Here is a 21,971-nt window from a genome sequence, read left to right as displayed (position 1 = left end):
GATGGGATGCGCGCCGCCCATATCCGCCTATGTGCCGGGTCGCACCGCCCGCCACCCCGAGGATGCTTTCGCGGCGATCCGCGACACGGTGACGGCCGGAATGAGCATAGCGGACATCGCCGCCTCGGAGGCCTGGCGCATCGGCTGGACCCTGTTCGAGAACGGGTTTTTCTGGGAGGCGCATGAAGTGTGGGAGCCGGTCTGGATGCACCTGCCGCCCAACTCCGCTGAAAGGCGGTTCGTTCAGGCTTGTATCCAGCTCTCCAACGCCGCGCTCAAGGAACGGATGGAGCGTCCGCAGGCAGCGTTGCGCCTCTATGACCTGACGGTCGAGCTGCTTGGCGCCTGCCAGACAGAGGCACGGATAATGGGCGTGGATGTCGCGGACCTAACGCGCCGAGCCAAGAAGGCGAAAAGGCGACTCACGACAACTGCAATATATTGCACTGATGAGTATCATGGATTTTGCTCAAACGGGACAATTTAGGGTAATCTCATGTTTTCAAACTATATTTTATATGCACTATTTTGCTAAATCGCCTTGCTCACATGGAATTTGAGCATTAAAGTGCACCCTATCGCCCAATGAGGAACCCGGAATGACCCAACGCATCGACTTTCAGACCGACCCCTCGAAATACCGCCACTGGCGCGTTGAATATGATGGTGAGGTCGCCAACCTCTTCATGGATGTGGACGAACAGGGCGGGCTGTTTCCCGGCTACGAGCTCAAGCTGAACTCCTATGACCTGGGCGTCGATATCGAGCTGGCGGACATCGTTCAGCGGATGCGGTTCGAGCACCCCGAGGTGAAGGTCGTGGTGATGCAATCGGCCAAGGATCGCGTGTTCTGCGCCGGGGCCAATATCCGGATGCTGGGCGGCGCCAGCCATGCGCACAAGGTCAACTTCTGCAAGTTCACCAACGAGACCCGCAACACCTACGAGGCGGCCGAGATGGATTCGGGGCAGAAATACATCGCGGCGGTCAAGGGCTCCTGCGCGGGCGGCGGCTATGAGCTCGCGCTGGCCTGCAACTACATCATCCTGACGAATGACACCTCGTCCTCGGTGGCCCTGCCCGAGGTGCCGCTGCTGGCGGTGCTGCCCGGCACCGGCGGCCTGACCCGCGTGACGGACAAGCGCAAGGTGCGCCGCGATCTGGCCGACGTGTTCTGCTCGGTCGAGGAAGGGGTGCGCGGCCAGCGCGCGGTTGACTGGAAACTGGTGGACGAAATCGCCCCGAACTCGAAATTCGACGAGGTGGTGCATCAGCGCGCCCGCGAATTTGCCGAGGCCTCGCCCAAGCCATCGGGATTGAAAGGCATCGTGCTGGAGCCGCTGTCGAGAACTTTCCACGACGACGGATCGGTGACCTATTCGACTGTCGAAGTCGCGATCGACCGCGGTGCCGGACGCGCGACCGTCACCATCAAGGGCCCGGAAGAGGACGCGCCCGCCGATACGGATGCGTTGCAGGCGCAGGGGGCGCAGTCGTGGCTGCTGCGTCTGGCCCGCGAGTTGGACGACGCCATCCTGCATCTGCGCCTGAACGAACGCGAACTGGGGCTGATCGTGTTCCAGACACAGGGCGACCCGGCCCGCGTGCTGGCCCATGAAAGGCTGCTGCTGGACAACAAGGACAACTGGCTGGCCAACGAGATCCTGCAATACTGGAAACGGGTGCTCAAACGCGTCGACATGACCTCGCGCAGCCTGGTGGCGCTGGTCGAGCACGGCTCGTGCTATGCCGGCGTTCTGGCCGAACTGCTCTGGGCCGTGGACCGGTCCTACATGATGCTCGAAGAGTTCGAGGGCGACAACCGCCCGCTGGCGACCGTCACGCTGAGCGGCGGCAATTTCGGCACCTACCCGATGGGCAACGACCTGTCGCGGCTCGCCACGCGGTTCTGGGGCGAACCGGAGGCCGTTGAGCGACTGAAGGGCCGGGTCGGGGACGCGCTGGAGGCCGACGAGGCCGAGGAACTTGGCCTCGTGACCTATGCACTGGACGATATCGACTGGGAGGACGAGGTGCGCGTGTTCCTCGAGGAACGCGCCAGCTTCTCGCCTGATGCGATGACGGGGATGGAGGCGAACCTGCGCTTTGCCGGCCCCGAGACGATGGAGACCCGGATCTTTGGCAGGCTGACCGCCTGGCAGAACTGGATCTTCCAGCGCCCGAACGCGGTTGGCCCCGACGGGGCGCTGCAGCGCTATGGCACCGGCCTGCGCGGCGAATTCAACATGGAACGAGTCTGAGGGGCTTGGGCCTCTAGCGGAGGAAAGACATGCTCGACCTGATCAACGTAAGCTATGACACCCAGATCCCCAACAACGTGGGCCTGAGCCAGGACAAGAAGGTGCTGAAGGCGCTGGAGAAATGGCACCCCGGCTATATCGACTGGTGGAACAAGCTGATCCCGCAGAACTTCCAGGAATCGCTGGTCTATCTGCGCACCGCCGTCAGCGTCGATCCCAAGGGCTGGGCCAAGTTCGACTATGTGAAGATGCCCGAATATCGCTGGGGCGTGCTGCTGGCCCCTCAGGTCGAGGACCGGGTGATCCCCTGCGGCGAGCACAAGGGCGAGCCTGCATGGCAGGAGGTTCCGGGCGAATACCGCAACCTGCTCAAGCGCCTGATCGTGATCCAGGGCGACACCGAACCGGCCTCGGTCGAACAGCAGCGCCTGCTGGCGCTGACCGCGCCGTCGCTTTATGACATGCGCAACCTGTTCCAGGTGAATGTCGAAGAGGGCCGCCACCTGTGGGCCATGGTCTATCTGCTGCACAAATATTTCGGCCGCGATGGCCGCGAAGAAGCCGATGACCTGCTGCGCCGCCAGTCCGGCTCGGAAGAGGCGCCGCGGATGCTGGGCGCCTTCAACGAGGAAACGCCCGACTGGCTGTCCTTCTTCATGTTCACCTATTTCACCGACCGCGACGGCAAGATGCAGCTGGAATCGCTGGCGCAATCCGGCTTTGACCCGCTCAGCCGCACCTGCCGCTTCATGCTGACCGAAGAGGCGCATCACATGTTCGTCGGCGAAACCGGCGTGGGCCGCACCATCCAGCGCACCTGCGAGGTGATGAAGGAAAACGGCATCGACGACCCCTATGACGTGGGCAGGATCCGCGCCCTGGGCGTGATCGACCTGCCGCTGATCCAGAAAAAGCTGAACCTGCACTACACCCTGTCACTGGACCTGTTCGGGCAGGAGGTTTCGACCAACGCCGCCAATGCCTTCAACGCGGGCATCAAGGGCCGTTACATGGAAAACCGCCTGACCGACGACCACCAGTTGCAGCACGACACCTACACGGTCTGGGACCTGGAAGACGGCAAGGCGGTGCAGAAAGAGGTTCCGGCCCTGACAGCGATCAACATGCGCCTGCGCGACGACTACACCAAGGATGCCGCGGGCGGCGTCGGACGCTGGAACAAGATCATCGAAAAGCATGGCATCGATTTCGAGTTGAAGCTGCCGCACGAGGCCTTCCATCGCAAGATCGGCGTCTTTGCAGACAAGCTGTTCGATCCCGAGGGCAAGATGGTCAGCGGGGCGGAATATGACAAGGGGATGCCCGAATGGCTGCCCACCCATGCGGATGGGGATTTCATCCAGTCGCTGATGAAGCCCTGCTACGAGCCGGGCCAATACGCGCGCTGGATCGCCCCGCCCAAGGTCGGCATCGACAACAAGCCGGGCGATTTCGAATATGTGAAACTTCACATGGCCTGAGACAGAAACTTCACGCCGGGTTCCGCGACCGGACACAATTCGTGACCAAGACCGGATTGTCGGACCTGCAAATCGTCCTGTTCGCCGGACCCGGCTTGTTCACAAGGGGGAGACCCGCAATGCAGATCAACCGTTCCAAGGCCGAGACACCGAAACTCGCCGCCCTCGCCGGTCAGGTATCCGCGCTGCAAGGCCCCTGCGTCGGCTGTTCCGATTGTGCCGGGCTGTGCGAGGCCCTGATCGACACGCTGGTTCTGCCCGACGTCATCCTGACCAAGAGACGCGAGGTTTCATGAACCAGCCGCTCAAGCAGCACCTGATCGACCCGGAAATCTGCATCCGGTGTTACACCTGCGAAATGACCTGCCCCGAGCAGGCCATCGAACATGACGACATGAACGTCGTGGTGGATGCCTCCAAGTGCAAATACTGCATGGACTGCATCCCCGTCTGCCCGACCGGCTCGATCGACAACTGGCGGGTGGTGACCCAGCCCTATTCGCTCGAGGATCAATACGGCTGGATGGAACTGCCCGAGCAACAGGAGATCGCCGGCGACGAGGGCGGGCTTGAGGCGATGGACGATGCCATATCGGCCCTGCTGGCCGAGGCGCACAAGGGCGCGGGCGGCAAGGCGAAGGCTCCGGCGACGGCCTCGAAACCAACCGTCAGCATGTATGGCCTGGGCAGGCCCGCCGAGGCGAAGGTGACCGGCAATTTCCGCCTGACCGCCGAGGACAGCGACAGCGATGTCCGGCACATCATCCTGGATTTCGGCTCGCTGCCTTTCCCCGTTCTCGAAGGCCAGAGCATCGGGATCATCCCGCTGGGCACGGACGAGGCCGGCAACCCGCACCTGCCCCGGCTCTACTCGGTCTCCAGCCCCCGTGACGGCGAACGGCCCAACTTCAACAACCTCTCGCTGACCGTGAAGCGCGAGGAGAAGGGGCTGTGTTCCAACTATGTCTGCGATCTGAAACCGGGCGACACGGTGCAGGTGACGGGGCCATTCGGCGCGACCTTCCTGCTGCCCGCGGACCCGGACGCGAAGTTGCTGATGATCTGCACCGGCACCGGCTCGGCCCCGTTCCGCGCATTCACCATGCGACGGCAGCGGGAATACCCCTCGCTCAAGGGCTCGCTGATGCTGGTCTTCGGCGCCCGCCGCCCGCGGGAACTGCCCTATTTCGGACCGCTCAAGAAAGTCCCGGAAGAGTTCATGTCCAAGCATTTCGCCTTTTCCCGACAGGAGGGAGAGCCCAAGCACTATGTGCAGGACAAGCTGCGCGAGGAGGCCGAGAAGGTCGGGGAACTGCTGCAGAACCCCAAGGGCCACATCTATATCTGCGGCCTGAAGGCGATGGAGCAGGGCGTTGACGAAGCGTTCAAGGACATCGCGCGCGGGCTGGGCCTGAACTGGGCCGAGCTGCGCGACCGGATGCGCGAGGAAGGCCGCTATCACGTGGAGACCTACTGACGGAGGCCGCGCCATCAAAGGGCAATTCCGATTGCCCCTGACGCGCACCCATCGTAATTTGTGCAATATTTTTCACCAACGGCACGGGAAGCATGAGCGAGATCACCAATTTCAGGGGCGACAGCACATCGCAAAGCGGCTCTGATCTTGCCGAGGCCTCGGTGTCGGCGCTGATCGCCCGCGTGGGCGAGCGCGTGCGCAAGGCCCGCGAGCGCCGCGGCATCCCCCGTCGTGTGCTGTCCGAGATCTCGGGCGTTTCCCCGCGCTACCTGGCGCAGTTGGAGGCCGGCGAAGGCAACATCTCGATCGGCCTGTTGCAGAGGGTCGCAATCGCGCTCGATCACCGGATCGAATGGCTGGTGGGCGAAGATGACCCGTGGGAGTCCGACGCGCTGCGGGTGGCCGACCTGTTTCGCTCGGCGAGCAGCGACGTGCAGCAGACGGTGCTGCGCGCGCTCAACCCCGAGCCCAAGGAGGTGCTGCGGGCCGGACGGATCTGCCTCGTGGGGCTGCGCGGGGCCGGAAAATCCACGCTTGGGCGGCTTCTGGGCAAGGAGCTGGGCCTGCCTTTCGTCGAACTGAACCACGGCATCGAGGAACAGGCCGGGATGCCGGTGGCCGAGGTCATGGCGCTCTACGGGCAGGAAGGGTATCGCAAGCTCGAGGCCCAGACCGTGCAGCGGATCATCGCGACCCATGATGCGCTCGTGCTGGCGGTGGCGGGCGGCATCGTGGCCGAGCCCGACACCTACAACACCCTGCTCAGCCATTTCCACACCGTCTGGCTGCGCGCTTCGCCGGTCGAGCATATGGAGCGGGTGCGGGCGCAGGGCGACGAGCGCCCGATGGCGGGAAACCCCGAGGCGATGGAGCAACTCCGTTCGATCCTGACCAGCCGCGAGGCCCTCTATGGCAAGGCCGAGGCGCAACTGGATACATCCGGCCAAAGCGTCGAGGCCTCGCTGGAGCAGCTCAGGGCGTTGGTCGAGGAGCGCGGGTTCCTGGGTTGAGCCAACGGCCTACATCGGCTCGCGCAGCCACCCATCAGCGAATGCAACCCGGTCCATCCCGGCAAAGCGCCGGACCCGGTCCAGTTCGGCCTCCAACCGCCGGGTGCGGGCCTGTGACCACCGAACCGTGCGTTCGGGCCAGAGGGCGCGGACCCGCAACTCGCCCCGGTCCCTGTGCGCCTTCATGTCGACCCGGCCCACCAGCCTGTCGCCTTCGAGCAGAGGAAAGACGTAGTAGCCGTAGGAGCGCTTCGCCTCGGGCACGAAAACCTCGATCCGGTAATGGAACCCGAACAGCCGCTCGGCCCGCTTGCGGTCGCGCAGTGCCGGATCGAACGGGCTGAGCACCCGCATCCGCCCCGGCATCGGGCCAACCCGCACCGCCTGTTCCGCCACGTCGGGGCGGGCAAAGACCTTGCGCAGGCTGCCATCGGCCTGTTCGATTTCAACCGTTTCGATACCGCCGCGCGCAAGCTCCCGCTCACACCACAGCTTTGCCTCGGCCGGGCGGACCGTGTCCCAGAACGCCGCCAGTTCGCCCGAGGTGGCAAAGCCCAGCCGGTCGAGTGCCGCGTTGCACAGCCAGTCCACCGTCGCCTCTTCGTCGCATGGCGACGCGCCGGGGCACAGATGCGCCTCGATCACCCGCTCGGTCAGGTCATAGCGTTTCTGGAACCCCTCGCGCCCGATGACCGTCAATGCCCCGGTCCGCCAGAGATACTCCAGCGCCGTCTTGGACGGGTGCCAATCCCACCAACCGCCCGAGCCCTTGCGCTCGTCCTTTCCCACATCCGACGAACTGACCGGCCCGTGGTCGCGGATATGCTGCAGCACCTCTTCGAACTTTTGTTCGAACGCGCCGCGCCGCCACGCCTTCCACCGCGCCTGCAGCAATTCGGCATCGCGCTGAAACCGCAGATGCCAGTGGCGGTAGAACTCCATCGGAATGACGGCCGCGTCATGGGTCCAGTGTTCGAACAGCGCCCGGTCGCGCTCGTAGAGCCGCTTGAGATTCGCGGGGCGATAGGTCGGGCGGCGCGAAAACAGGATCATGTCGTGGGCGCGGGCCACGGTGTTGATGCTGTCAAGCTGGACAAAGCCGAGACGCCGGATCAGACCCTGCAGATGTGCGCCCCTTGCGGGGCCTGCGGGCTGTTCGGCCAGCGCGTGCCGGTCCAGGAACAACGCTCGCGCGGCACGATTGTCCAGCCGTTGCAGCGCCACCGGCTCAGCGCCGCTTCAGCGTGTCGCCATAGCTGATCTTGGGGGTCAGGATCACTTGCGTTTCGATATCCGCATCCGGGTCTTCCAGCCGCGCGGCGATGATTTCGGCCGCCTTGCGCCCGATCTCCAGGCGGCAGGCGTCCATGGTGGCCAGCTTGCGCGGCAACCCCTGCAACAGTTCCACGTTGTTGAACCCGGCAAGCCCGATCTGGCCGGGAATGTCGATCCCCTGCTCCAGCAGGTAAAGCAGCCCACCCGCCCCGATCAGGTCGTTGGAATAATAGAGGAAGTCCAGTTCCGGCGACCGTTCCAGCATCGCCTTGGTCATCTCGCGCCCCTTGGCCAGGGCCGAGCCGCCGGAATAGAACTCGCGATCCTCGATCTCGACCCCGTTCTTGCCCAAGACTTCGGTAAAGCCCTCGAACCGTTTGCGGGCCCGATGGTCCAGCGGCATCTTGGTGCCCATGAAACCGATATGGCGATACCCGGCCTTCAGAATCGCCTGCGCCATCTCGCGCCCGGCGCGGCGGTGCGAGATACCCACCATCGCGTCCACCGGCTTGCCGTCGGTATCCATGATCTCGACCACCGGGATGCCGGCCGAACTCAGCATCGCCCGCGACGCCTCGGTATGTTCCAGCCCCGCGATGATCACGCCCGAGGGACGCCACGAGAGCATCTCATAAAGCACCTTTTCCTCTTTCTCGGGCAGGTAGTCGGTGACGCCCACCACGGGCTGCAGCTCGGTGCCCTCGAGCACCTGGTTGACGCCGGTCAGAACCTCGGGGAAGACCATGTTCGACAGCGACGGGATGATCACCGCGACCAGGTTGACGCGGTTCGAAGCCAGGGCGCCTGCGATCTTGTTCGGAACATATCCAAGCTCTTTCGCGGCGGCCAGAACACGGGCGCGGGTGGCTTCGGACACGTCGCCCCGGTTTCGCAACACCCGGCTGACCGTCATTTCCGATACTCCGGATGCTTCCGAGACATCGCGAAGGGTGAGCGGGCGTTTTGTTTCTGTTGTCACCGAAGCACCTGTGCTGTCTGTTTTCTTTTATGCTAGCGCGAACAGCATTAATGGTTCAACTGTTGTGCAAAGGCGATGACAATCCGAAAAAAGGCCGCTAGACAGTGCTTCGCGTGGCCCCGTGGCTCAACTGGATAGAGCAGCCCCCTCCTAAGGGGCAGGTTGCAGGTTCGAATCCTGCCGGGGTCGCCACCTCAGAAATTGTGTCAAAATTGTCCAACGTGCGCCTGGTCGGCAACTGTGAACACCCAACAAGCCGGATAATCTCCAGTTTCTAAGATGCGGGATATCTCATTCGTCGTCGTCCCCATCCGCGATCATGCTTTTTTTGAGCAGGCGCAGTTCAAGAGCCTGTTCGGCCACGACCTCCTTCAGATCACGTGCCTCACGGCGCAGGTCCTTAACTTCGCTCGACGTCGCAGCGCGGGCCGTGTCGCCTGCCAGACGCTTCTTTCCAGCTTCGAGGAATTCCTTGGACCAGCTGTAATATAGGCTCTGCGCAATGCCTTCACGGCGGCACAGCTCTGCAATACTGTCCTCGCCCTTCAGGCCGTCCAGCACGATCCTGATCTTCTCTTCCGCCGAATACTGCTTGCGCGTAGCGCGGCGGATCCCCTTGACGAGCTTCTCGCCATGGCTCTTGCGGGTTCCGGGTTTCTGTCTCATCTCCACTCCTTGGTGGTTACGATGTGCCAGAAACCCTCTCTTATCAAATCACCCTAAACTGTCCCATTGGCGCTGACGTTAGATAAGCTGCGCTGTGGGACACAGCCTAATGGGCGCCACCTGAGCGACTCGACGCAATACTTCGGACAACCAAAAGAGCTTCTTCCCGGAGGGTCGGAGGACATCACTCCGCAGCGTGCGCCGGTGCCTGTTTACCACAGGGCGTGGAAACCCCGGATCGCGCCTTGACCGCAACGTAATTGGTCGCTGGCTAGCTCGCACAGCGCCTCGCAGAGCAGGCGCCCTCCCGGTCCCGAACCTGATGGTGCCTAAGCGGACGGTCAGTTCGAATAATACTTCTGCCCGTAGCGTGAATAGGCCCCGTACTGGCCGCCATAGCCGTAGCGTTTCATGCCCTTCATGTCGATCTGGCTCAGCACCAGACCGGTGGGGCGGAAATTGACGCTCTCCAGCATGCGCAGACCTTCTGCAACCTGCCCCTGATCGGTTGAATCCCAGTGGACAGCAAACAGCAGCGCGTCGGCATGCTGGGCGATGGTACGGGCATCGGGAACGACCAGAACCGGAGGCGTATCCACGATGATCACGTCATAAGTTGACCGGGCCTCCTCGATCATCCGGGCAAACCGCTCGGACGAAAAGAGGTCGGCGACATTGGAGTCAAATTTCTCGCCCAGCAACACGTCAGATCCGACCGCTGAAATGTGGCGAATCGAGTCGGTCAGCGAGGCCTCACCGGCCAGAACCGAAATCAGGCCACACTTGTAGTCGTCGGCAGAGAAGTATTCCGAGAAAACGAGCCGTCGCAGGTCGCCTTCGATCAGCAGGACACGCTTGTTGAGACCGGCAAAGCTTTGCGCCAGCGCCAGCGAGAGGGTCGTCTTGCCCTCGCCCGGAATGGAGGAGGTGAGCATGATCACCTGCGGCGGCCGGTCGACGTTCGAGAGCATGACCGAGGTGCGCAGATTGCGTATGGCCTCGGCCGCTGCCGATGTGGGTTTCGTCCTGAGATACTCGATGACGTTGCTGCGCGTCTTCGCGGGCAGGCTGGGAACCTGCCCCATCACCGTGACACCTGTGGCCTGTTCCAGTTGCTGCGGCGTGCGGAAGGTGTTGTTCATGAACTCCCGGAGCAGAACCAGCCCGGCACCGAGCATGAGGCCGAGAATGCCAGCCAGTGCGATGATCCGCGACTTCTTGGGCGCGGACGGATGCGTCGGCAGAACCGACTGCGACAAGACCCGGCTGTCGGCTTGCTGAATACCCTGTTGGACCGAGGTTTCCTTCAGGCGCCCAAGAAAGTACTCATAGATCGACCGCGCCGCTTCCGCTTCGCGCGTCAGTTGCTGCAGCGTCACCAGGTCTTTCGACTGTCGCTCGATCTGGCTTTCGATATTGGCCAGAGACTGGGACAGCCCGTCCGCCTGGCTTTGCGCCCGCGCCAGCGCGACGGTTTCACTCTGGATCAGCTTCTGGAACTGGGTGTCGAACAACTCGGCCGGCATCGTCCCGGCCTCGACGCGCGCCAGGCTCTGGTTCAGCGCCGGATTGTCCGCGACCCGCGCCATTTCCTGACGGTCGCCCGACGCCGCCGCGGCCTGCAACGTTTCGAGCCGGGCCGAGATCTCATCCGCCCGCTCCGACGTGGCTTTCAGGCGTTCGCGGGTGTCCTTGGCCTGGCGGTTCAGCGCCTCCAGCGCCTCGGGGCTGATCAACTCGGCCTTGGCGTTGAACTCCTTGACCTTTGCTTCGGCGGTTTCCAGTTCGACCTGCAGCGTCGCGACCCGCTCGGACAGCCATTCGGTGGCCCGCTGGGTCGCTTCGAATTTCACGTCAAGCTGGTTGAGGATGTAGAGGTCGGCGAGCGTGTCCGCAAAAAGCTTGGACTTGGCCGGATCCTCGGTCGTTGCCGTGATCGCGAAGACATAGGTGTTGCGAAGATTCGAGATCGAGAATGCCTCGAGGACATTGGTGGTGACCTCTTCCACGACCTGTTCGGGCGTCTTGGGCATCTCTTCCCCGGTCGAGCCGATCAGTCCCCGCATGAATTGCAGGGGGGCAAAACCACCTTCCTCGCGCAAATCCGGGTTGAATTCGGGGTCGTTGACCAGATCCAGTTCGAGCACCAGCTTCTTGGCGAGTTCGCGGGACTTCAGGACCTCGACCTCGGTATTGATGCTGGTCTGGTCACCGGACAGACCGGAGACGACGTTTTCGAAGTCCACCACCTGGCCCTGCCGGTTTTCCAGCGTCACATGGGCCGTCGTCGAATAGACCGGCACGGCAACAAAATACGCCCAGTAGCCCGCCAGCATCACCGCCGCCGCCATGCAGGCGACGATCCACCATTTGCCGCGCCAGAGTGTGCCGAACAGTGCGACAAGATCGATCTCGTCATCCTCGATCGGCGATGCAATCGTGGGACGCGGATCGGGCTGGACGCTTTGGCTGCGGATCGGTTCGATGTTGTTCACGCGAGTGTTTCCGTTTGTCTGGTACGACCGGATTTCGGCCGGATAGCATGTCTTAGTTCACGACGCCCGCGACGGACGAGCTCACCAGGTTCGGCGCCAACTGGGTCAGCACACGGTTCCACTTGGTGATCGGCTGTTCGGCAATGAAGATGACGTCATTGGGCCGCAACTCCATCCGCGTCGCCAGAATGAAGTTCGCGGCATTGGTCGCGTCCAGATTCCAGGCGGTGACGCCGGAGAACTCTCTGGGATTCTCGCTGCCCCGCAGAACGTAGATCTGGCGCGGGTTGCCGGTGCGGGAATTGAAACCGCTGCTTTCACTGTAAAGCGCGTCTGCAAGCGTTGCCTTGCGCTCGAAGGGCAGCGGATAGCGGGCCTGTTTGAACACTTCGCCGATCAGATAGACATAGTCGCGGTCCACCGCATCGAAGGCGAGGCGTTCGTTGAAATTCTCGCGCTGCTCGTCCAACTCGCTGCGGCGCAGTTCAACCTCCATCTCCAGCTCGTCGAGCGCATTCTTTCGGGCGGCCTGGCGAACCGACGTCAGCTGGATCTGCTGGGCGAAAAATTCCGACGCCTTGTCCAGTTCGAAATCGGTGTCGACAAAGACGCTGTCACCGTCCTTGAGCGTGACGTTCTGCAATTCGCCTTTCCTGGAATACTCGGCAACCGGAATCTGATAGAGTGTGCCGTCCCGGTAGATCCGTATCGAGGCGTAGTCGCGATCGGCAAGGTCAAACCCTCCGGCCGCGTTGATCGCCTGATTCAGCCGCAGCGGAGTCAGGGTGAGAGGAACCACCGTGGCATTGCGCACCGCCCCGCCGATCGTGACGCGCTGCGAGTTGAATTCGGCGATCTCCAGGCTGAAAGCGGGGTTGATGCCTGCTTCGACCAACTTGTTGAAAACGGCGTTTTCCGCCTCTTCCAGCGTCTTGCCGGCCACCACGACGCGGCCCACATCCGGAATCGAGATCGCCCCGTCGTCCTGCACCGTATAGCCCTGACGCCGGTTTTCCGCCGCAAGCAGGCCGGTCAGTTGCTCAACCGAGGTGGCCGCGCTGGGGGTGGCCAAGAGCAGCTTGTCCTCGATCCCGATGCGGTAAGGGGCACGACCGGGGTCCGGCGGCACTCGGGTTTCCAGCCGACCGGGGCGAGTTTCCGGCAGGAAGGCCGGTTCGATCGCCGTCTGCGTCAACTTCGGTCCGCGGGGCATTCCGGCCGATGCGAAAAACGCCTCGGGCAACTGTTTGGGCGTATAGCTCGATCTGTTCGCGGCCATCACGGTCTCGACGGTGAGCGGGATTACCCGCACCGTGGAGCCGGCTTCGGAAACGCCCTCGGAAACAGAGGAAGAGTGATAGACCGCTCCGCAGCCAGCGATCAGCAGAGCACCCAAAAGCGGCAGGATTATCTTCACGATCGACTCCACCCGTGATTTTCTAGAGGTCATGGCTTCCTACTTAGTCCAAATGGTCCGCACAAGTTCCGGCATCCACCGGGTCGCAAAACTGTTGCCGTCGCGCTGACGGCTTGCAATCCTTGTCAGGCCGGGATGATGTTTCCCCTGCTCGTCGACACCCGGATTTCACGTCCCAGCAGGTCCAGCAGCAGCCAGATACGGTCATTTGCCGCGACGGTCTCCACCTTGGCCGCAAACCCGGCAAAGGGTCCCCGGACAAGCTGCACCTGGTCGCCGGCTTCAACCTCGTTCCCCAGTGCTGCCTCCGCCCCGACGGAGAATCGGCTGCGCAAATCGGTGATCAATTCAGACGGCACGACGGCCGGGCGGTCCTTGGCAAAGCTGACCAGCCGCGACACTCCGAATGTGCTGTTGATTTTCCGCCAGGGGCTGACATCGATGTCGACCTGAACGAAGATGTAGCCGGGAAACAAAGGCCCTACCCTGTCCTTGAACCGGCTGCCCACCCGCCGGGTCTCGCGGATCTGCGGTACGAACACGCGGAATCCCTGGTTTTCGAGATTGCGCTGCGCTCGCGCCATCATGCCCGGCTTGGCCTGGGCCAGAAGCCAGACTTTCGACGCGCTTGCGTCGTCGAACTGCCTGCCGAAAAGAATCTGGTTCACGTCATTCTGCTCTTGGTTTTTCCCGGGTCATATCGCCGTTGCAAAGGAAGAAACAGATGGCCTTTTGCGAAAATCTGCCATCTTGAAGATCGTTTCTGCCGTTCTGAGCATGTGGCAATGCGGCCATCTCTCCATCTCATTCGGCAGGAGACATGTTGCGCGGCCAGCGCCGGCGTGGCCGGCGCAACCGGCCCTGCGCCGCAGCCAGCCCCAGACGATAGGTCGCCACGAAGGCAACACCAAAGAACGCCAAGGCAAGGAAAGATATCAACGGCTTGTCCCAGAACGCCACGCCGGCGATCACAGGTGCGGTGACGAAGGGCAGAATCACGCTGGTCGCCAACGGATTGGCGACAGTACGCTTGTTGCGACCGAGAAAGAATATCTCGAGCCCGCGCAATACCAACTGGTGGAAATGCAGCCGGTCGGCCGTATCAATGCTGACGCCCTTGCGCCGGCGCCGGTAAATCGCGAACAGCGTGTCCGCCAACGGCCAGAAGAACAGCAGGAACATGGCCCAGGTCGAGGTTTCCGGCGCGACATGCAAGATCACCAGTGCCGTCCAGGTCAGCATGTAGCCGATGATGTAGGCCCCGCCATCGCCAAGGAAGATACGCCCGAAAGGGTAATTGAACAGAAAGAACCCCGCGATGGAAACCGCCGTGATCACGGACATGGTGATGATCTCGGCATGTCCGATCTGGGCACCGATGGCGGCCAGACCGGCGGCGATCAGGATGCCGGTCCCCGAGGCCAGCCCGTTGAGGCCGTCGATCAGATTGAAGGCGTGGCAATAGCTGGCCACGACGAACAGGGTCACCAGAATTGCCGCCGGCATGAAATAAAACAGCCATTCCAAAACATAGGAATCGGCGGTGGTGATCCAGATGCCCAGGATCCATACCGCGAGCAGCGCAGATAGCGCAGTCGAGGCATAGCGAACCCTTGTGGAGATATGGCGGAAAAGGTCTTCGGCCAGACCGGTTGCGTACATCGGCAACGATGTCAGCAGAAGAATCAGGTAGAGCGGCTGGCCCTGAAGAAAGGCAATTCCTGCCCCGACCAGCATCCCCGCCATGACCGCCACGCCGCCAATCCGCGGCGTCGGCGCTGTGTGCGAGGCCTGCACGGCAAATGTATCCTGGCCAGAGCCAGTCAGTTTCAGATGCCTTTTCTTGGTGTACACGAGAGCGGCACACGCCAAGAAGGACACGAAAAAAGAAGCCCAGAAAATAAGCATTACCAGATTCTACGGATGTGGTGACTCGAGTTACAAAACTCTTGGTTGCGGGAGTAACTTGAAATCGGAAGAGAGGTAAACCGGGTGGAGGTGGATTTTCCTGCACGTCTCAAACAGCAACTTCCGGTCTGTTGCCTGCCGGACACAGCGCGACTTGGCGGAGGCAAGCCGATCAGACCGCTTGGACCATTGATTTCAATACGATACTACAAAATTTTCCACAACCACTTGTGAGGAAGACAGAAAATCATCCCATTTTTCTTTGACCTTTGGCCAGTACCCTGTTCATATCGCTCTCGACTCATGCTACGCGCGCAGCGATTGGAAGGAGATTCTTTATGGCGTTACGCAAAACCCTGATTTTGACTGCAACGCTGGCTGTGACCGCAAATTCCGGACTTGCACAGAGCTCTGGGGAGCCGCAGCCGCTACCGACCGAGATCACGCGGGAGTTGTGCCTGAAGCCCGAGAATGCCGAGCGTCCGGAATGTACCGCCCTGCTGGAGAACGCGCAGAACTTCGTTCCCTTGATCGGCGGTGCCGCCGGTCTCCTTGCGCTCGGGGCCTTGGCTGGCGGCGGTGGCGGCTCGACTACCAGCACCACAGGCACAAGATGAGTTTTCGCTCTTCGAAGTCACCCTGGCCCGCCGATCGGCGGGCCTTTTTCATGAGGCTTTCCAGCGAACTCGACTTCCAGCCCACAAACTGTTAAGATTTTCCACGTTTTACCAAGCTTGCTAACTCCCGCTTAGGTCTCTTTCGCTAGCCTGCGAAAGAGTGTGGGTGGAACCGTTTCTGCGCGGTTCGATTGAGGGAGAGTTTGAATTTATGAAACTCATTAGACAGGCCGCATTGCGGCCACGGAAGAGTTGTGTCCGAACATCCGAAGCCGTGCGGTGCTTGCATCTATTCAAGTCCGCAATCGCCGCGTTTATTCTGGTGCTCTGTGCCGGTGCGGCGGTGCAGGCAACGGCTCAGACCCAGTCGCAAGAGCCCTTCGTGGTCGGAAATGACCGGGGCGGGTCGATCAAGGAGCGCCTCTATCAGCTGCACAAACTGCGCAGCACTGGCCAGCGCGTCGAGATCCGCGGCAGGATCTGCTATTCGACCTGCACGATGCTGCTTGGCCTGCCCGAAACCTGTGTTCTGCCCGAGACGCAATTCGGCTTTCACGGGCCGTCGTTGAATGGACGGCGCCTTGCGCCGGATCGGTTCGAGTATTTCTCGCGCGTCATCGCCCAGTATTATCCACGGCCGCTTCGGGACTGGTACATGGACACCGGCAGAAAGCGGCTGAACCGGATTTACAGAATCTCGGGATCGGAAATCATAGCCATGGGCATCCAGGCCTGCGACCTGTGACAGGCCGCGCCCCGCGAGGCGACGTGATCTGCGCTAAACCGGCCTGACCGACCTGCCGCTGAATGCGCGTTGGCGCGCGGCCTGCGGAGTTTCTCCGTATTCACGCCGGAACCAGCGGGCCAGGTTCGAGCAGGTTCCGAACCCGGTCGCCACGACGACCTCGGACAGCGACAGGCTGGTGTGAACCAGCAACTGCCGCGCGCGCTCGACCCGCAGCGCGCGATAGGCGGTCAGGGGGCCGGTGCCTGTGCGTTCGAGAAACCGTCTTTGCAGCTTGCGGGTCGAAACACCCAGCTTCTCTGCCAGTTCGCCGATTTTCAGAGGCTCTTCGATGTTGTCGCTCATCAACTCGATCGTATGGTCGATCAGTTGATCCCCGCCAGCCTTCTGGCGCAGTTCCAGCGACACCTTGCTCTGGGGCTTGGCGCCGTGCGCGCTGAGACCGACATAGTCGCCCAAGGCACCGGCGACGAATTGCCCGTGATCCTTGCCGATAAGCTCCAGCAACAGGCGCAAGGCGGCAAAGCTGCTGATCGCGCTGCAGACCGTTCCCGAGACGGCATAATGCACCCCGGCCGCCGGTTCGCAAAGCGACTCCTCGGCAGCCGCAGCCGCGAAGTTCGGGTGAATGGACACGGTGTGGCGCTCTTGCATCCCGGTCTCGCACAGCAGGAAGATGGCACTGCCGACCAGCACCGAGCGGTTCGCCAGGCGCAGGATCTGGTGGACCCGGTTTCTCTCGTCCGGGGTCAGTGTCCAGCGTGCATGGATATCGCCCAGGAAGATCACCGTGCGGCGCGACCAGTAACGGGAATCCTGTGCCGGCTGGGCCGACAGATCGCGCACCGAAACCCGGTAGGGCGCGTCGTTCAACAGGTCATTGCAGGCGTCAAACAGGTCGGCCACGATCCGCCCCGCCGACGCCGGAGTTCCGGTGGGCAGGATGATGTCAACGTCAAGGGTGCGGCGATCGGTTCGCGGGAATGCCACGACCGTGGACTCTGCCTGTGGGACCGAAGCGAAATAGGTCATGTCTGCCTCCTCCTGTGGATGAGAAAGGACACGGGATCATCCGGTGATGATGGACCGCCCCGCCGGTGTCCCGGCGGGGCCTTGGCTGCCTGAACTCAGGCGACCTCTTCTTCGTAGTCGGACATCGGCGGGCAGGTGCAGACCAGGTGACGGTCGCCATAGGCGTTGTCCACCCGGTTGACCGGCGACCAGTACTTGTCGACGCCCAGGTTGCCGGCCGGGAAGCAGGCCTCCTCGCGGGTGTAGGGACGATCCCAGTCGCCCACCAGGTCGCGCACCGTGTGCGGCGCGTTCTTCAGCGGGTTGTTCTCGGGGTCGATCTTGCCGTCGATGATGTCCTGCGCCTCTCGACGGATCGAGAGCATGGCGTCACAGAAGCGGTCCAGCTCGTCCTTGGGTTCGGATTCCGTGGGCTCGACCATCAGGGTTCCGGCCACCGGCCAGGACATGGTCGGCGCGTGGAATCCGCTGTCGATCAGGCGCTTGGCGATGTCGTCCACGGTCACCTTGCCCTCTTCGTTCAGCGGCCGGGTATCCAGGATGCACTCATGCGCGACCCGACCGTCCTTGGAAGTGTAGAGGATCGGGTAGGCATCCTTGAGCCGCGCGGCGATGTAGTTGGCGTTCAGGATCGCCACCTTGGTCGCCTGGGTCAGACCCGCGCCGCCCATCAGCAGGATATAGGCCCAGGACACGGGCAGGATCGAGGGCGAGCCGAAGGGTGCCGCCGAAACCGGTCCCACGGCGGATCCGTATTCCGGGTGGCCCGGCAGATAGGGCTCCAGATGCGCCTTGACGCCGATCGGGCCCATGCCGGGGCCGCCGCCACCATGCGGGATGCAGAAGGTCTTGTGCAGGTTCAGGTGGCTGACGTCGCCGCCGATCTTGCCCGGCTGGGCCAGCCCCACCATGGCGTTCATGTTGGCGCCGTCGATATAGACCTGCCCGCCGTGGTCATGGGTGATCTGGCAGACCTCCTGCACCGTTTCCTCGAACACGCCGTGGGTCGAAGGATAGGTGATCATGCAGGCCGCCAGGTTGCCCGAGTGCTTCTCGGCCTTCTCGCGGAAATCGGCGATGTCGATGTTGCCGTGCTCATCCGCCTTCACCGGCACCACCTGATAGCCCACCATCTGCGCCGAGGCCGGGTTGGTTCCGTGGGCCGAGGTCGGGATCAGGCAGACATTGCGGTGCCCTTCGCCGCGCGCGGCGTGGTAGTTGCGGATGGTCAGCAGACCGGCATATTCGCCCTGCGCGCCCGAGTTGGGCTGCTGGCTGATCGCGTCATAGCCGGTGATCTGGCACAGCTTGTCGTTCAGATCGGCGATCATCTCGTGATAGCCCTGCGCCTGATCTTCGGGCACGAACGGGTGCATGTTGGCGAATTCGGGCCAGGTGACCGGGATCATCTCGATCGTGGCGTTCAGCTTCATGGTGCAGCTGCCCAGCGGGATCATCGCCCGGTCCAGAGCCAGGTCGCGGTCGGCCAGACGGCGCATGTAGCGGGTCATCTCGGCCTCGGCCCGGTTCTTGTGGAAGATCGGGTGGGTCAGATAGGGCGTCTCGCGCAGCGCATAATCCGGCAGGCGGTACTGCTTGTTCGAGCTGTCGTCCTTCTTGTCGATGCCGAAGGCGCCCCAGACCGCCTCGATGGTCTCGGCGCGGGTCTGCTCGTCAAGGCTGATGCCGACCCGGGTCTCGCCCACCTTGCGCAGGTTGACGCCGCGCGCCACCGCCGCCTCCATGACGGTCTTCTGCAGCGGGCCGACCTCGACCGTGATGGTGTCGAAGAACACCTCGGGTTCGACCTTGAAACCGTGCTCTTCCAGCCCCGCAGCCAAGCGCGAGGTCTTGCGGTGCACCGACTGGGCAATCGCCTTGATCCCGTCGGGGCCGTGATAGACCGCATACATCGACGCCATCACCGCCAGCAGCGCCTGCGCGGTGCAGACGTTCGAGTTGGCCTTTTCGCGGCGGATGTGCTGTTCGCGGGTCTGCAGCGCCAGGCGGTAGGCCTTGTTGCCGCGGCTGTCGATCGACACGCCGATGATCCGCCCCGGCATCGCCCGCTTGAGCTTGTCGGTCGTGGCCATGTAGGCGGCGTGCGGGCCGCCAAAGCCCATCGGCACGCCGAACCGCTGGGTCGAGCCCACCGCGATGTCGGCCCCCATCTCGCCGGGGCTTTTCAGCAGCGCCAGCGCCAAGATGTCGGCGGCGACGATGGCGATCGCGTTGTGTTCATGCAGGGCCGCGATCTCCTTGGTGAAGTCACGCACATGGCCGTAGGTGCCCGGATACTGGAAGATCGCGCCGAACACCGCGCCGGGATCCAGATCGTCGGGATCGGCGACCTTGACGTCGATGCCCAGGGGTTCGGCCCGGGTCTTGATCACCGCGATGGTCTGCGGGTGACAGTTCTTGTCCACGAAGAAGGCGGCGTTGTTCGCCTTGGAGCGCCCGCCCCGCTTGGCCATCGCCATGGCCTCGGCGGCGGCGGTGGCCTCGTCGAGCAGCGAGGCATTGGCCACGTCCAGCCCGGTGAAGTCGCTGACCATCGTCTGGTAGTTCAGCAGCGCCTCGAGCCGGCCCTGCGAAATCTCGGGCTGATACGGCGTGTAGGCGGTGTACCAGGCCGGGTTTTCCAGGATGTTGCGCAGGATCGGCGCCGGCGTGGTGGTGCCGTAATAGCCCTGCCCGATCAGCGAGGTGAGAACCTTGTTCTTCGAGGCCACCTGTTTCATGTGGTAGAGCGCGTCGCGCTCGGTCATGGCAGGGCCCCAGTCCAGCGGTTCCTTTTGCCGGATCGCAGGCGGGACCGTTGCGTCGATCAGCTGGTCCAGCGTCTTGAAGCCGATGACCTTGAGCATGTCGCGCATCTCGGCCGGGCTGGGGCCGATGTGGCGGCGGTTGGCAAAGTCGTAAGCTTCGTAATCGGTCAGTTTGAAGGCCATTGCAGCGCTCCTGATTGAAACTTTGCGCCCGCCGGAAAGCCCGGAAGCCTCCGGCGGGAGTATTTGGGAAAAGATGAAGCGGTCAGCCGATCAGGGCCTTGTAGCCGTCCAGATCCATCAGGTCTTCCAGCTGCGAGGCGTCCGACAGCTTGATCTTGTAGATCCAGGCGTCGCCCTCGGGGCTTTCGTTCAGCGCGCCGGGATTGTCGGCCAGCGTCTCGTTGACCTCGACCACCTCGCCATCGACCGGCGCATAGATCTCCGAAGCAGCCTTGACCGACTCGATCACGCCGATCTCGTCGCCCTTTTCGAACTCTTCGCCGGCCTCTTTCTGCTCGACGAACACCACTTCGCCCAGCTGGTCGGCGGCGTGCTGGGTGATGCCCAGCGTGGCAATGTCGCCCTCGACGGTGATCCACTCATGCTCTTCCGAGTAATAGGTTGCCATGTTCTCTCTCCTGGCTTCAGCGTTTGTAGTTCTGGGTGACGAAGGGCAGCGCGACGACCTCGGCCGGTTGCGCCTTGCCACGGATGATCAGGTTGACCTTCTGGCCAGGCTCGTTGTGCCCGGCGGCGACGTAACCCATGGCGACCGGGCCGCCGACGGTTGGGCCGAAGCCGCCCGAAGTGATCTGGCCGATGGTTTCGCCTTCGAGGCTCTGGATCTCGACGCCCTGACGCGCCGGGGCGCGGCCCTCGGGCCTGATGCCGACGAGTTTGCGGGACGGGCCTTCGGCCAGTTCCTTCTGGATGCGGGCAGCGCCGGGGAAGCCGCCCTCCTCCTTGCGGCGTTTCTGGATCGCCCAGGCCAGGTTCGCCTCGACGGGCGAGGTGGTCTGGTCGATGTCATTGCCGTAGAGGCACAGGCCCGCTTCGAGCCGGAGGCTGTCGCGCGCGCCCAGACCGGCCGGCTCGCAATCCTCGTGCGCAAGGAAGGCCCGGGTGATCTCGACCGCCTTGTCCTCGGGGATCGAGATTTCATAGCCGTCCTCGCCGGTATAGCCGAGGCGCGAAACGCGGCACTCGACGCCGTTGATCTCGGCCAGGGTGGTTTCCATGAATTTCAGGTCACGCGCTGCCGGACACAGACCGCCGACGACATCCTCGGCCTTGGGGCCCTGCACCGCGACCAGCGCGCGGTCGAAGATCTCGGTCACTTCGACACCTTCCAGGTTCGCCTGCATGTGCGGAATGTCCTGGTGGCGCAGGGCGGCGTTGACAACGACGAAGAAGTGATCGCCCGCGTTCGAGACGATCAGGTCGTCCATGATGCCGCCCTCGTCATTGGTGAAGAAACCGTAGCGGGCCTTGCCCTCTTTCAGGGTGGCGTAGGCCTGCGGGCAGAGCGTTTCGAGCTTCTCTCCCACGTTCTCGCCGCGCAGGATCACCTGCCCCATGTGCGACACGTCGAACAGCGCGGCCTTTTCGCGGCACTGCTTGTGCTCGCCCATGATGCCCATGGGGTACTGCACCGGCATTTCCCAGCCGGCAAAATCGACCATCTTGCCGCCAAGCTCGACATGCAGGTCGTAGAGCGGGGTGCGTTTGGGCGCGTCAGTCATGACAAGTGCCTTTCTCGTGAGTGTTCAGGTCAGTCGCGGACAACCCTGGACGTGCAAAGAGCCTTGCACACGACACAGGTGAGGTTAGGGCCGAA

Annotated in this window: 18 protein-coding genes, 1 tRNA gene and 1 pseudogene; 9 read left to right on the top strand and 11 right to left on the bottom strand. The window is 62.8% G+C overall.

Going from position 1 to position 21,971, the window contains the following annotated elements:
• Position 1: 1 nt before the first annotated feature.
• From AVO45_RS19095 to AVO45_RS19075, 6 genes are all read left to right on the top strand, one after another.
• Positions 2–487 carry a DUF309 domain-containing protein gene (locus AVO45_RS19095; RefSeq protein ID WP_068350211.1) on the top strand — a complete coding sequence of 162 codons (486 nt, stop codon included), beginning with the start codon at positions 2–4 and terminating at the stop codon, positions 485–487.
• 112 nt (positions 488–599) lie between these two features.
• Positions 600–2,261 (top strand): 2,3-epoxybenzoyl-CoA dihydrolase, encoded by a 1,662-nt coding sequence (gene boxC / locus AVO45_RS19090; protein ID WP_068350209.1) that lies wholly within the window; start codon positions 600–602, stop codon positions 2,259–2,261.
• Between the two features lie 29 nt (positions 2,262–2,290).
• Positions 2,291–3,742: a benzoyl-CoA 2,3-epoxidase subunit BoxB gene (gene boxB, locus AVO45_RS19085; protein WP_068350207.1), complete on the top strand. Its 1,452-nt coding sequence runs from the start codon at positions 2,291–2,293 to the stop codon at positions 3,740–3,742.
• Positions 3,743–3,861: 119 nt separating this feature from the next.
• A complete protein-coding gene (locus AVO45_RS19930; protein WP_169796032.1) occupies positions 3,862–4,038 on the top strand; it encodes a hypothetical protein in 177 nt (58 codons plus the stop codon).
• Positions 4,035–5,219, top strand: a complete 1,185-nt coding sequence (gene boxA, locus AVO45_RS19080) for a benzoyl-CoA 2,3-epoxidase subunit BoxA (protein WP_068350205.1) — start codon at positions 4,035–4,037, stop codon at positions 5,217–5,219. Before AVO45_RS19930 ends, boxA begins: the two co-directional genes overlap by 4 nt.
• A 92-nt stretch (positions 5,220–5,311) precedes the next feature.
• Entirely contained in the window at positions 5,312–6,229 is a 918-nt protein-coding gene (locus AVO45_RS19075; protein WP_068350204.1) for a helix-turn-helix transcriptional regulator, read from the top strand.
• Between the two features lie 9 nt (positions 6,230–6,238).
• On the opposite strand, the gene AVO45_RS19070 is transcribed toward AVO45_RS19075, so the two are convergent.
• Together AVO45_RS19070 and AVO45_RS19065 are read right to left on the bottom strand one after the other, a co-directional pair.
• Entirely contained in the window at positions 6,239–7,453 is a 1,215-nt protein-coding gene (locus AVO45_RS19070; RefSeq protein WP_068350202.1) for a winged helix-turn-helix domain-containing protein, read from the bottom strand.
• 4 nt (positions 7,454–7,457) lie between these two features.
• Entirely contained in the window at positions 7,458–8,483 is a 1,026-nt protein-coding gene (locus tag AVO45_RS19065) for a LacI family DNA-binding transcriptional regulator (RefSeq protein WP_068350200.1), read from the bottom strand.
• A gap of 115 nt (positions 8,484–8,598) precedes the next feature.
• Between AVO45_RS19065 and AVO45_RS19060 the strand changes: the two genes are divergently transcribed.
• Positions 8,599–8,675 (top strand) — tRNA-Arg (locus AVO45_RS19060).
• 22 nt (positions 8,676–8,697) lie between these two features.
• Here AVO45_RS19060 and AVO45_RS19055 read toward each other — a convergent pair.
• From AVO45_RS19055 to AVO45_RS19035, 5 genes and pseudogenes are all read right to left on the bottom strand, one after another.
• A pseudogene (locus tag AVO45_RS19055) lies at positions 8,698–9,149 on the bottom strand (transposase); the annotation flags it as partial.
• Between the two features lie 341 nt (positions 9,150–9,490).
• Positions 9,491–11,644, bottom strand: coding sequence for a GumC family protein (locus tag AVO45_RS19050; protein ID WP_082688877.1), 2,154 nt, complete (start codon positions 11,642–11,644; stop codon positions 9,491–9,493).
• Positions 11,645–11,696: 52 nt separating this feature from the next.
• The gene (locus tag AVO45_RS19045; protein ID WP_240482180.1) at positions 11,697–13,061 is read right to left on the bottom strand and encodes a polysaccharide biosynthesis/export family protein; all 1,365 of its coding nucleotides are present in this window, start codon (positions 13,059–13,061) and stop codon (positions 11,697–11,699) included.
• Positions 13,062–13,186: 125 nt separating this feature from the next.
• Positions 13,187–13,729: a transcription termination/antitermination protein NusG gene (gene nusG / locus AVO45_RS19040; protein ID WP_068350196.1), complete on the bottom strand. Its 543-nt coding sequence runs from the start codon at positions 13,727–13,729 to the stop codon at positions 13,187–13,189.
• Positions 13,730–13,865: 136 nt separating this feature from the next.
• A complete protein-coding gene (locus AVO45_RS19035; RefSeq protein WP_068350193.1) occupies positions 13,866–14,858 on the bottom strand; it encodes an MraY family glycosyltransferase in 993 nt (330 codons plus the stop codon).
• Positions 14,859–15,307: 449 nt separating this feature from the next.
• Here AVO45_RS19035 and AVO45_RS19030 point away from each other — a divergent pair, with 449 nt between their 5' ends.
• Both AVO45_RS19030 and AVO45_RS19025 read left to right on the top strand, forming a co-directional pair.
• Positions 15,308–15,586 carry a hypothetical protein gene (locus AVO45_RS19030; RefSeq protein WP_068350191.1) on the top strand — a complete coding sequence of 93 codons (279 nt, stop codon included), beginning with the start codon at positions 15,308–15,310 and terminating at the stop codon, positions 15,584–15,586.
• Between the two features lie 283 nt (positions 15,587–15,869).
• Positions 15,870–16,331 carry a hypothetical protein gene (locus AVO45_RS19025; RefSeq protein ID WP_099045755.1) on the top strand — a complete coding sequence of 154 codons (462 nt, stop codon included), beginning with the start codon at positions 15,870–15,872 and terminating at the stop codon, positions 16,329–16,331.
• A gap of 33 nt (positions 16,332–16,364) precedes the next feature.
• Here the strand turns inward: AVO45_RS19025 and AVO45_RS19020 are convergent, their stop codons facing one another.
• The 4 genes from AVO45_RS19020 to gcvT all read right to left on the bottom strand — a co-directional run bounded on the left by AVO45_RS19020 (position 16,365) and on the right by gcvT (position 21,876).
• Positions 16,365–17,363 carry a GlxA family transcriptional regulator gene (locus AVO45_RS19020; protein ID WP_068350189.1) on the bottom strand — a complete coding sequence of 333 codons (999 nt, stop codon included), beginning with the start codon at positions 17,361–17,363 and terminating at the stop codon, positions 16,365–16,367.
• 95 nt (positions 17,364–17,458) lie between these two features.
• A complete protein-coding gene (gene gcvP, locus AVO45_RS19015; protein WP_068350188.1) occupies positions 17,459–20,314 on the bottom strand; it encodes an aminomethyl-transferring glycine dehydrogenase in 2,856 nt (951 codons plus the stop codon).
• A gap of 82 nt (positions 20,315–20,396) precedes the next feature.
• A complete protein-coding gene (gene gcvH / locus AVO45_RS19010; protein ID WP_068350186.1) occupies positions 20,397–20,762 on the bottom strand; it encodes a glycine cleavage system protein GcvH in 366 nt (121 codons plus the stop codon).
• Between the two features lie 16 nt (positions 20,763–20,778).
• Positions 20,779–21,876, bottom strand: coding sequence for a glycine cleavage system aminomethyltransferase GcvT (gene gcvT, locus AVO45_RS19005; protein ID WP_068350184.1), 1,098 nt, complete (start codon positions 21,874–21,876; stop codon positions 20,779–20,781).
• Positions 21,877–21,971: the final 95 nt, after the last annotated feature.

The organism is Ruegeria marisrubri (genome assembly GCF_001507595.1).
Lineage (GTDB): Bacteria > Pseudomonadota > Alphaproteobacteria > Rhodobacterales > Rhodobacteraceae > Ruegeria > Ruegeria marisrubri.
The sequence above is the reverse complement of the archived record's forward strand: the minus strand, read 5'-3'. Positions and strand labels throughout refer to the sequence as shown.

Excerpts from the sequence above, each read along its gene's own strand:
- gcvP (WP_068350188.1), bottom strand. The coding sequence starts at position 20,314 with ATGGCCTTCAAACTGACCGATTACGAAGCTTACGACTTTGCCAACCGC.
- boxB (WP_068350207.1), top strand. The coding sequence starts at position 2,291 with ATGCTCGACCTGATCAACGTAAGCTATGACACCCAGATCCCCAACAAC.
- AVO45_RS19020 (WP_068350189.1), bottom strand. The coding sequence starts at position 17,363 with ATGACCTATTTCGCTTCGGTCCCACAGGCAGAGTCCACGGTCGTGGCA.
- gcvH (WP_068350186.1), bottom strand. The coding sequence starts at position 20,762 with ATGGCAACCTATTACTCGGAAGAGCATGAGTGGATCACCGTCGAGGGC.
- boxC (WP_068350209.1), top strand. The coding sequence starts at position 600 with ATGACCCAACGCATCGACTTTCAGACCGACCCCTCGAAATACCGCCAC.
- AVO45_RS19095 (WP_068350211.1), top strand. The coding sequence starts at position 2 with ATGGGATGCGCGCCGCCCATATCCGCCTATGTGCCGGGTCGCACCGCC.
- AVO45_RS19030 (WP_068350191.1), top strand. The coding sequence starts at position 15,308 with ATGGCGTTACGCAAAACCCTGATTTTGACTGCAACGCTGGCTGTGACC.
- AVO45_RS19930 (WP_169796032.1), top strand. The coding sequence starts at position 3,862 with ATGCAGATCAACCGTTCCAAGGCCGAGACACCGAAACTCGCCGCCCTC.
- AVO45_RS19075 (WP_068350204.1), top strand. The coding sequence starts at position 5,312 with ATGAGCGAGATCACCAATTTCAGGGGCGACAGCACATCGCAAAGCGGC.
- gcvT (WP_068350184.1), bottom strand. The coding sequence starts at position 21,876 with ATGACTGACGCGCCCAAACGCACCCCGCTCTACGACCTGCATGTCGAG.
- boxA (WP_068350205.1), top strand. The coding sequence starts at position 4,035 with ATGAACCAGCCGCTCAAGCAGCACCTGATCGACCCGGAAATCTGCATC.